Source organism: Actinomycetota bacterium (assembly GCA_018830725.1).
GTDB lineage: Bacteria > Actinomycetota > Humimicrobiia > JAHJRV01 > JAHJRV01 > JAHJRV01.
Map to the genome: position 1 here is coordinate 1 of JAHJRV010000042.1, position 11077 is coordinate 11077.

Sequence of the window (11077 nt, forward strand, 5' to 3'; positions counted from 1 at the left end):
GTGGCTTACCAATTTTTATGCTTCTTGGTGATGTTCCAATAAAAAATTGGAATTTAGGAGTGTGGGATGAAGGAGCAGAAGAATTATCTGGAATGAACATGTCTGAAACCATCCTTATAAATAAGAAAGCTTGTTTTGGTTGTTCCATACCTTGTAAAAGAGTTGTAAAGGTAAGTGAAGGAAAGTATAAGATTGAAAAAGGACCTGGTCCGGAGTATGAGACTTGTGCTTCTTTTGGGACATTATGTTTTATAGGTGACTTAAAGGCAGTTGCAAAGATTAATGAGCTATGTAACCGATATGGCATGGATACGATCTCATGTGGTGGGGCAATTGCATTTGCTATTGAGTGCTATGAAAAGGGTATTATAGGTAAAAGTGATACAGATGGTTTAAAACTAAAGTGGGGAGATGGTGAGGCTGTATTAAATCTAGTTAAAATGATTGCAAAAAGAGACAAGGGTATTGGGAATGTATTAGCAGATGGAAGTAAAAAGGCATCAAAAAAAATTGGCAAAGATAGTGAAAAATTTCTGGTTGAAGTAAAAGGACTTGAGGTTCCTATGCATGACCCAAGAGCGTTTCATGGATTAGGTCTTGAATATGCAATATCAAATAGAGGAGCCTGTCATGTTAATTCATATCAAATGTTTGTAGAACTCGGTCAAGCTTTCTATCCCGAGATTGGATTGGAAGGTCCATATGAAGGAATGGATAGCACAGGAAAAGCAAGAATTGTTTCAATAACACAAAATTTAGGTTCTATTCTTAATTCTGCTAATATCTGTTCTCTACTTGGTATATCTTTTTCAGTAACTGATATATTAAATAGCTTAAATTATTCAACTGGATTTGATTATACATTGGAAGATATGATGAAAATTGGTGAGCGAATCTGGTATTTAAAGAGAGGAATAAATAATCTTTTAGGAATAAAAAGAGAAGATGATAGATTACCGGAGAAGATTCTAACACCGGTGACTGAAGGTGCAGCAGCCGGTTTAGTCCCTGATATAAAGCTTATGCTTAATGAATTTTATAAAATAAGAAAAATCAACAAAGAGGGAAAACCAAAGAGAGAGAAATTAAAAGAATTAGGATTAAAAGACTTAGCTGATAAGATATATAAGAGATAAAAAAAGGAGTCTTTATGCCACTGCCTGAATATTTTCAATTTCAATGTAGGACAAAAGTTATATTTGGAGCAGGTACAATAAAAGAATTACCAAATGAAATAAAATTACTTGGTAGTAAAAGAGCTTTTATTATCACTGATATAATAGTAAGGAATTTAGATTTCTTTAAAAAAATAGAAGATATTTTAAAATCTTCAAAAGTTAAATTAGTTGGAATATTTGACGAAGTTCCTGTTAACTCTGACATAGAGGTCTGTAACAAAGGTTATAAAATGGCACGCGAAAAAGAGAGTGATATATTAATTGCAGTAGGAGGTGGAAGTGTAATTGATACAGCAAAAGGAATGAATATTTTAATATCTGAGGGTGGAGATTTAGTGGAGGATCATCAGGGAGCATATCTCTTAGAAAGACCATTGAAGAATTTAATAGCAATCCCCACAACTGCTGGAACAGGAAGTGAGGTTACATTTGCTGCAGTTATAAGAGATTCTAGCCAGAAGTTAAAAATCTCATTTATTTCACCATATATTTCTCCAAATACAGCAATTTTAGATCCAGAAGTTACTATAAGTTGTCCCCCAGAACTCACTGCATCAACAGGTATGGATGCCTTATCTCATGCAATAGAATCAATTCATTCTTTACAGAATGAACCTATTACTGATGCACTTGCTATTCATGCCATTAAACTCATAGGCGGGAATTTAAGAGAAGCTGTAAATAATGGTGAAAATATTGAGGCAAGAGGTAATATGCTGATTGCTGCAAATATGGCAGGATTAGCTTTTACTAATGCTTTAGTTGGATGTGTTCATGCAATGGCTCACGCATTGGGTGGTTACTACGATGTTCCTCATGGAATTGCAAACAGTATTTTACTACCATATGGAATGAAGTACAATTTAGATTATTGCAATAGATATGCTTTAGTTGCAAAGGCTTTTGGCATTAATATAGAAGGTTTAACAAAGAAGGAAGCAAGTAGAAAGGCAATTGATGTTGTATTGAAATTAACAAAGGACTGTAGTATGCCTCAAAAATTAAGAGAGGTAGGAGTTAAAGAGGAAGGTTTAAACAAAATTGCTGAAATATCTATGTATGACGGTTCCATGCTTAACAATCCAAGAGAGGCAAAAGTGGAGGAAATAGAAGAATTATTAAGAAAAGCCTATTAAAAAGTAAGGAGGTATAAATATGGCATATTTTAAGGATACAGAACAGTTCTATAGCATTTTGGTTCCATTTTTTAACGATTTAATAAATAATCCAGAAATTGGTCCCAAAGTATTAGCTTCAGGTTTGATTATAAAGTTTATATATCATAATCCTGAAGCTGTAATAATAGTTCATTGCCCAAATAGTGAGATTATCCAGGGAGATATAGAGGATATTAAACCAGATGTCATAATGTCAATGAATTCGGATGTTGCTCATAGATTCTGGCTAGGTAAAGTTAATCTCATGGCAGCATTAACAAAAGGAGACATAAGAGCTAAAGGACCCATACCTAAAATTATGAAACTACTCCCAATAATAAAAGGTGCATATGCAATATATAAGAATTATTTAACAGAGAAAGGGTTTGAAGAGTTAGTTGATGTTAAATAGGTGGAGAGCACTTATTTAACTCTGAAGGCTGAATCTAATTTTTTAAAAATAGGAGGTTGAGTTAAACAATGACTTCAATCGAGACACCAAATTGGGTAAGGGATGCAATTTTTTATCAGATTTTTCCTGATAGGTTTGCTCGAAGCAAACTTGTACCCAAACCCTCAAACTTGGAACTCTGGAACAGTCCACCAACGGTTAATGGTTTTAAGAGCGGTGACCTACTAGGCGTGGTCGAGCATCTGGATTATTTACAGTATTTGGGGATAACAGCTATCTACTTTAATCCTATTTTCAAATCAACTGCTAACCATCGTTATCATACATATGACTATTACCAGGTAGATCCCATCCTCGGTGGTAATGAAGCACTGCAAACACTACTTGATGAAACTCATAAACGAGGCATGCGTGTAATCCTTGATGGTGTGTTTAACCACACGGGGCGGGGCTTCTTCCAGTTTAATCACATCGTTGAAAATGGACTTATGTCACCTTACTTAGATTGGTTTATAATTAAAAACTATCCACTGAAACCCTATAATGCGCCTAATGAACAACATGGCTACGAAGCATGGTTAAACCTGCCAGCCTTGCCCAAGTTGAACATAGCAACTCCTGCTGTACGTGAGTTTATATTGAATGTAGCTTGCTATTGGATTGAGTTTGGTGTGGATGGTTGGCGATTGGATGTACCATACGAGATTGATGATGATGACTTTTGGCGTGAATTTCGCAAACGGGTAAAGGGTGTTAATCCAGAAGCATACATCGTAGGTGAAATATGGGAAGAAGCACAACGTTGGCTCCAGGGTGATCAATTTGATGCTGTAATGAACTATCCATTTACTCGAGCATGTCTGGGTTTTTTTGTGGGTGATGACCTTTTGAGATCCGAGGTTGCCCGTTGTAGCTACAAACAGATTGACACGCTGGATGTCCAGACCTTTGCTGAAGAGATTAATAAAATATTGAGTCTTTATCCCAACTCAGTAACAAATGTGCAATTTAATCTATTAGGTAGTCATGATACTCCGCGTTTTAAAACTCTAGCGCGTGGTGATACCTCAGCTTATCGTCTAGCGACACTATTCCAGATGACCTATCCAGGCGCACCAAGTATTTATTATGGTGATGAGATTGGCATGGAAGGTTGTCATGATCCTGGATGCAGAGCTGGGTTCCCATGGGATGAGAGCAAATGGGACAAGGAACTGCAAGAATATGTTCAACGTTGTATCACTCTGCGAAAAGTAAAACCAGCACTGCGACAGGGCGACTTTACTTGGTTATTCCTCAAACATGATGTAGTTGCTTATAGCCGACAATTGGGATCTGAAATGTTACTGGTGATTTTGAACAACAGTCATCAACCAGTAAATCTTGATCTGTCTGTGGCTAACCATCTGGAAGATGACGCATTGCTCAGAGATGTGTGGGATGATAGTGAAGTGAAAGTAACTGACGGTAGCATCGAAGATGTCTTTGTTTCTGCCAGATCTGGGATTGTTTTGGAAGTAGTGAGAGTAACTGACAGGTGATAAGCTTTCACAAGCTCTAAATGGGACATTATATATAGAATTGTAATAATTTGTTTAAAATTAATAGTTCCAGTATAAATGAAATAATGTTTTTCTTTTTATTAATCTCCTTGATCTCGAAGAACCTGAGTGGAATGCTACGAGAACAAAGTTACCTAGAATTCTTGAAAACGTAGAGGTGACGATTCCGAGTCCGAATAGACCTCTTAGAATATATTTTCTTTCACCAGATTTAAACGATGGTTGGCCTGAAGAATTAAGGTTCTCATACCAGAATGGAATTATAAGCTTTAATTTACCACGTCTGGAATATTGGGATATGATTATTTTAGAACAATAGTATATATAATAGACTAATTGAAGGGAAAATATGCTATGGAGTTATTGTCAAGTGGTAAATTGGCAATGTTATATAAAAATGTAATTATATTTGACAAGAAAGGTAAGATATGGATTTGTATAAAAAAAGTATACAAATAATAAAAACAAACCAACACAAATCAGATAGCTATATTGCCAGCCCAGATTTTGAATCATATAGATATTGTTGGCTTAGAGATGGTACCTTCACTGCTTATGCAATGGATAAGGCATGTGAATATGAGAGTGCTGAAAGATTTCATAGATGGGTAAATAGTGTTATTAAAAGATATTCTTATAAGATTGTGGATATATTAAAAAAATTAAATAAAAATGAAAATATAAATCCTAATGATTTTCTTCCTACCAGATATACTCTTGAAGGATATGAGTCAAATCAAAAATGGGCTAACTTTCAATTAGATGGTTATGGTATTTGGTTGTGGGGTTTAGCTCAACACATAAAATTTACAGGCAATAAAAACTTTCTTATAGAATTTAAAGAAAGCATAAATATCATAAAAAAATATTTATCCCTATTATGGAATCACAATAACTATGATTGCTGGGAAGAAAATCTGGATAAAGTACATGTATCAACTTTAGCTTGTATATATGGTGGACTAAAAGAAATATCACAATTTCATCCAAATATAGAACTATCACAACTAACGAATAAGATAAAAGAATTTGTTTTAAATAGAGGAGTAGTAAATAATCATTTCGTAAAATATATAGGAACTGACAAGGTTGATGCATCACTCCTATGGTTATCTATGCCTTTTAGATTGGTAGAACCTAATGAAAAAGTTATGTTAAACACAATAGATATAATAGAGAAAGACTTGCTAAAAAACGGTGTATATCGGTATAGGAATGATACTTACTATGGAGGAGGGGAATGGATATTACTTACTGCCTGGCTTGGTTGGTTCTACACTGAAATTAATCAAAAAAGTAAAGCTTATAATTTATCAAAATGGATAGAATCTAAAGCAGATAAAGATGGCAATCTACCAGAGCAAATCAATATAAATGTACTGAATTCTGACTTCTATCATAAGTGGGTTAAAGAAAAAGGCAAGCCTGCAAAGACTCTACTGTAGTCTCATGCTATGTATATTATTCTTAAAAAAGCATTAGGAAACTAGATAATAAATAAATTGTGGGAACAAATGAAAAAAATATCTTTTCTTCTTATATTTATATCTTTTATATTGATACTTTTAATAATTTTTACATTATCAGGATGCACAATGTCAAAAAAACAGGATATTATATCTGAAACTGGAACTGTTAAATATATTGACATAGAAGGTGGATTTTTTGGAATAATTGGTGATAGCGGTAAAAACTATGATCCAATTAATTTAAGTGAAGAATTCCAAAAGGATAACCTAAGAGTAAGTTTTGATGCAAAAATTCGTGAAGATATGGTAAGTATTCATATGTGGGGAACATTAATTGAAATAGTAAGAATTGAAAAATTAGACTAATTATATATAATATGCATCCTAAATTAATAAATTCAAATATTTTTATTAATATTATCTAGTATGTATGTTAGACTCATCATTTTTAAAAACCCCACCTTTTTAATTTGTGATAAAATAATTATTACAAAGTCTATTTATTACATATTACTATAGACTTTCTAGCTTTATAACTTTACTATTTTTAAACCTGGCTGAGTAGAAGTAGCAGCTGTATTGATTTAGATGTAGAAGTAAGCCAATTATTTTGAAATTTCAGATTTTACTCTTCTAATCATCTTTTGGTTGAGCTTCTCTAAAATATAGTCGCATGTAAAAGTAAAAATCATATATTATTTTGTTTAAATTTGTAAAAAATTATAAATTTTTATAATTTTTTTATTTCAAAGCTCTTTATAGAAATTCTATTTTAAATTCATTTGTTTTACTGATTTAAATTGTGGTGGGATAGGAGTGGATTCAATATGAAAAAGTTTGTAACTTACGTTTTGATGGGTTACTATCTCCTGTTGGAAATGATAATAACCTTTCCAATATTTCTGTATGGTTTATGTTTTAAAAAACAGAAAAATTATTCTGTAGTTTTTGTAGCTGCTAGTTTTTATCCACCCCATATTGGTGGGCTTGAATGCGCTGGTCGTGACTTAGCAACAGGTTTAGTAAAAAAGGGATGGAAGGTAGAAGTTCTCACTAAGGACGACGAGATGAGAGCCAGATCTAAGGAAATGTTTCAAGGATATCATCTAACTCGTTTTGGCCCTATTAGAATGGAATCCTGGTACTTTACATTGTGTATTTTTCTTTGGCTGCTAAGACATTTTCGTGATTATCAAACTATATATTTTTTAAATTTCTCATATTCAAAAAATCGATTAGGTGTGTTCATACCTGAGGTAGCTATTTCCTGGTTTTTTAAAACATTTTTTAAAAAACAGACTGTCTTAAGGCTAACAGGTGGATCAGTAGAGCGAACCCCTCAGTATTTATATCGCACTTTGTCAAAATGGAAATGGAACTTATATTGTAATTCAGTTTCACTATTTACTTCACTATCTAAAGATGAGTATGATTTTCTAATTTCAAAAGGACTAAGATATAAAACAAAAAAAGTTTTCAATGGTGTAAATGTAAAGCAGTACAACGTGTTGTTTCAAGAAAAAGTACAGCGTAAAAAGGAACTCGGACTAGACGAAGATAAAATTATAGTCGGGTTTATAGGTCGTTTAACTTCAAGAAAGGGGGCTGATCTACTTCTTCGTGTCTGGAAGCGTATAAAATTAGAAAATGCATTATTATTTTTGATAGGAACCAGTCAGGAAGATATGGTTCAGAAATCCAATGCAGATGAGGTCAGAGAACTTGTAAATGAATGTGGTGATTCCGCAGTTTATATTGGTAGAAGGGATGATCCCTGGAATTATTTAGGTCTTTTTGACATAATGGTTTGTCCATATAGAGTTCGTGAGGGAATGAGTAATACAATACTTCAGGCCATGGCTTCAAAGAACATAATTATTGCCTCGGAAATTCCTGGTATTATTGGATTTCTTAAACCAGGTTATGATTCTATACTTTTTCCAGAAGATGACGAAGTAGCACTTGAAAAGAATCTTAGAGAGGTAATAGATAATGTAGAAAAATATCGTTACCTTGCGGAAAATGCATTTGAACGTGTAAAAGAAGAGTTCCCAATTGAAAAGGTTGTTGATTTTTATCATAAAATCTTTAAAAGAAATATATAGTATCTTTTCTTGAAACAAGCCCTATTAATAAAGATTTAATATCCTTTTCTACATTCTTAAATCATTCTTAATATATTCTCAAATTAAAATAAATTGCTCAATAAATTGCACGATAATTGCAAGATATAATAACAAAAGGAGTGAGTTAAAAACTGCTCCTATTTTTATTTGAAAAAAGGGGGTATCGAAATTTAAAAACAAATTTTACATAAGGCTATTTAAAAAGATAAAATAATGATATTTGAGTTTGTAATTAGCATTATAAATTATTTTTATTATATTTAAATAGTGAGGGAAGATAAATGTGTGATACATTTGTAGCAATGCAAAATTATACTGCTAATAAAAGTATAATTTTTGCTAAGAATTCAGATAGAGAACCTGATGAAGTTCATGAATTAATTCACTATCCTACAAAGGAGTATAAAGAAGGTGAAAGGGTAAAGTGCACATATATAGAAATACCGCAGGTTAGAAAAACTTATGAAGTTATTTTAGCGAAACCTTTCTGGATATGGGGATGTGAAATGGGTGTTAATGAAAATGGAGTTGTAATTGGAAATGAGGCAATATTTACTAAAATTCCTCATGAAAAGAAAAAAGGTCTTATTGGAATGGACTTGATGAGATTAGCTTTAGAAAGAAGTAAAAATTCAGGTATGGCAGTGGAGGTAATTGCTGATCTTTTAAATAAATATGGACAGGGTGGGATTTGTGGATATCGTAATAAAAAAATGAAATACCATAATTCTTTTTTAATAGCTGATTTTGATTCTGCAAAGGTTATGGAGTGCTATGGTAAAGAATGGGCAGTAAAAGAGATAAAGGATGCTTATTCTATTTCAAACTGTATTAGCATAGAAGATGATTATGACTATAACTCAGATAATTTTGGGGAATATGCAAAGAGTAAAAATTGGATAAGTAGAGAGAGGATAAAAGGTTATGAAAAATTAAATCCAAAAGAAGTCTATACCTCACATCTTTTTACACATTTTTCAGGTGCTAAAAAAAGAAGAAATCGTTCTTTTGAATTGATGAATAAAGAAAAAGGGAAATTGGATGTCTTAAAGATAGCTAATATTTTAAGAGATCACTTTCTTGATAAAAACCCACAAGTTATTAACCCTTGTTCTACATGTCTTGCAAAAGTATTTATTTCAGATATTTTGAATGAAGTATCAAAAAGGAATAAAAAATATCATCCTTCATACGGAAGTAATTTTGACATCTGTATGCATGCAGCAAATTCCATAATAAGAAAAAGTCAGACTACAGGTTCAATGATTGTTGAATTAACAAAAGATAAGAAGATATTAATATATGCAACTGGTACTTCTGCTCCCTGTATTTCAATATTTAAACCTTTATTTTTAGGATACAATAAGATTCCTACAGAAAATTATCATACTGGAAAGTTTTATGATGAAAAATCTATCTGGTGGAGACACGAAAAACTCCACAGATTATTTTTAGCCAATTACAAAAAATTTATTAAAGAATATTCTCACGAGCGCAATGAATTAGAAAAGGAATTTATTACTGAAAGTACGAAATTTGTTACAAAAAATGCTAAATTAAAATATTATACAAAAGATGAGATATATAAATTTTCACTAAGCTGTTTTAAAAGAGCTCAGGATTTTACAGATAGGTGGATAGATAAATTATCTAAAATAAAGAGAAAGAAAATATTTTTTTATACTAACTATTGGGACAGATTATCTAAAAGAAACAGATTATTACAAACTTTTTCTTCTCCACCAGCTTATGAGAAATAAAATTCCTGCAATTAGAAAAGGTACTCCACTAGTTAACACTGCAAGAATTTTGTTATGACCTGCAGAAATATATGAGAATATATAATCAACTAATCTACTCTATGACTTATATCACAGAAAAAATTTAATATTAATGAAAAAAATATTGATTAAAAATTTTTGACAAGACTAAATAATTATGATGTTTTGGTATTGCAAATACCAAAAAAGAAGCAAAATTGGTATTATAAACACCAAAAAGTGAGAAGAATGGAAATTATAAAACGATATTTCCTTGTAAAACTTTTTTAAAAAGTATCAAGCCTGACAAACCTCTTTCTTAGTTAATTTGTATAAAGTCTTTAAGCTTGTCAACTAAACTCCCGAAGTGTCTATTCAAGATAATAATTTAAGAGACTTATTTCTTTTTTGATCTCTGCTAGCTTATACTCAAAACTGTTAATAATACAATAGTATGAAAATTCTTATAGTTATCTTTTTAATAAATTATAATTTATTAAAATGTATTATAATCATAAAAAAATATTTTTATGAAAGGGTATAAAAAAGATGCCTTTATTAACATCTAAAGAAATAAATGTCCGATTTGGTGCGGGACTTCCGACTGTAATTATAGGAGAGAGGATAAATCCAACTAAAAAATATTAAATATATTGAATTGACCACATATCCTGATTTTGTGAAATATTTCTCTAAATCTATGAAATTTTAAAAATATTTAATACTTAAAAGTTTAGGTAAAAAACTTCTAAATAAAAGAGGTGATGAAAAATGCGTAAAGATATTAAAATAGTTAAAGTAAGTACATCTAAAAAATTGTCTTGGCCACAGTTCTGTGTTTTGTGTTTAAAAGAATCCACGAAGGATGATTTTGAGTTATTTAGTGGAAGTGGGCATGTACCTTACTGTGACAACTGTTACACTAGGGTAAATCGTTTAAGGAACTGGAAGGACAACTTATTTGGTATCGCTCTAATTATTGGAGCACTTGGAGCAATTTTATATGTAATATTTACAATTGTTGAGAAAGGTTGGTTAGAACTTCTCAGAGTACAGAATTGGCTTTTAATAGGAGCAGGTGGGTTTTTATTTATGGGTATAGCTTATGCAATAATGTGGCTTTTACTTTTACCTTTTAGATTAATTTTTCGCTCGAAGTTAGCTAAGCTTGGAGTCAAAATACTTAAGAGTAAAAAGCCAGGTGTAACAATTCTTAAGTTCTTTAACTCAGAGTACGCCGAAATATTCCGTAAAGCCAATGAGATAGCAATTTTAACATAAAAAGTTAGAAAAAATCTAGTTAGCTAATAACTAACCTCTGTACTTCTTTAGTCTCACTTACTATCTTTGTTATCCCCTTTGCTTTAAGCAATGAGAAAATGATACTCAGAATCACAGTAGGTACCCAGGATA

At 31.7% G+C, this 11077-nt stretch carries 10 protein-coding genes; all 10 read left to right on the plus strand.

What is annotated here, in order from left to right:
• Positions 1–1136 (plus strand): aldehyde ferredoxin oxidoreductase C-terminal domain-containing protein (locus KKC53_02205; protein MBU2597984.1); only part of this gene is annotated, 1136 nt, incomplete at its 5' end.
• A gap of 14 nt (positions 1137–1150) precedes the next feature.
• A complete protein-coding gene (locus KKC53_02210; protein ID MBU2597985.1) occupies positions 1151–2314 on the plus strand; it encodes an iron-containing alcohol dehydrogenase in 1164 nt (387 codons plus the stop codon).
• A gap of 19 nt (positions 2315–2333) precedes the next feature.
• Positions 2334–2747: an SCP2 sterol-binding domain-containing protein gene (locus KKC53_02215; GenBank protein ID MBU2597986.1), complete on the plus strand. Its 414-nt coding sequence runs from the start codon at positions 2334–2336 to the stop codon at positions 2745–2747.
• Between the two features lie 68 nt (positions 2748–2815).
• Positions 2816–4288 carry a glycoside hydrolase family 13 protein gene (locus tag KKC53_02220; GenBank protein ID MBU2597987.1) on the plus strand — a complete coding sequence of 491 codons (1473 nt, stop codon included), beginning with the start codon at positions 2816–2818 and terminating at the stop codon, positions 4286–4288.
• A 100-nt stretch (positions 4289–4388) separates the two neighbouring features.
• Positions 4389–4628, plus strand: a complete 240-nt coding sequence (locus KKC53_02225) for a glycoside hydrolase family 66 protein (GenBank protein MBU2597988.1) — start codon at positions 4389–4391, stop codon at positions 4626–4628.
• A 109-nt stretch (positions 4629–4737) separates the two neighbouring features.
• A complete protein-coding gene (locus KKC53_02230; GenBank protein ID MBU2597989.1) occupies positions 4738–5754 on the plus strand; it encodes a glycoside hydrolase in 1017 nt (338 codons plus the stop codon).
• Between the two features lie 150 nt (positions 5755–5904).
• Positions 5905–6144 (plus strand): hypothetical protein, encoded by a 240-nt coding sequence (locus KKC53_02235; protein ID MBU2597990.1) that lies wholly within the window; start codon positions 5905–5907, stop codon positions 6142–6144.
• A gap of 461 nt (positions 6145–6605) precedes the next feature.
• The gene (locus KKC53_02240; GenBank protein ID MBU2597991.1) at positions 6606–7883 is read left to right on the plus strand and encodes a glycosyltransferase family 4 protein; all 1278 of its coding nucleotides are present in this window, start codon (positions 6606–6608) and stop codon (positions 7881–7883) included.
• A 302-nt stretch (positions 7884–8185) separates the two neighbouring features.
• Entirely contained in the window at positions 8186–9664 is a 1479-nt protein-coding gene (locus tag KKC53_02245) for a C69 family dipeptidase (protein MBU2597992.1), read from the plus strand.
• A gap of 771 nt (positions 9665–10435) precedes the next feature.
• On the plus strand, positions 10436–10945 hold the full coding sequence (locus KKC53_02250; GenBank protein ID MBU2597993.1) for a hypothetical protein: 510 nt from the start codon (positions 10436–10438) through the stop codon (positions 10943–10945).
• Positions 10946–11077 lie beyond the last annotated feature (132 nt).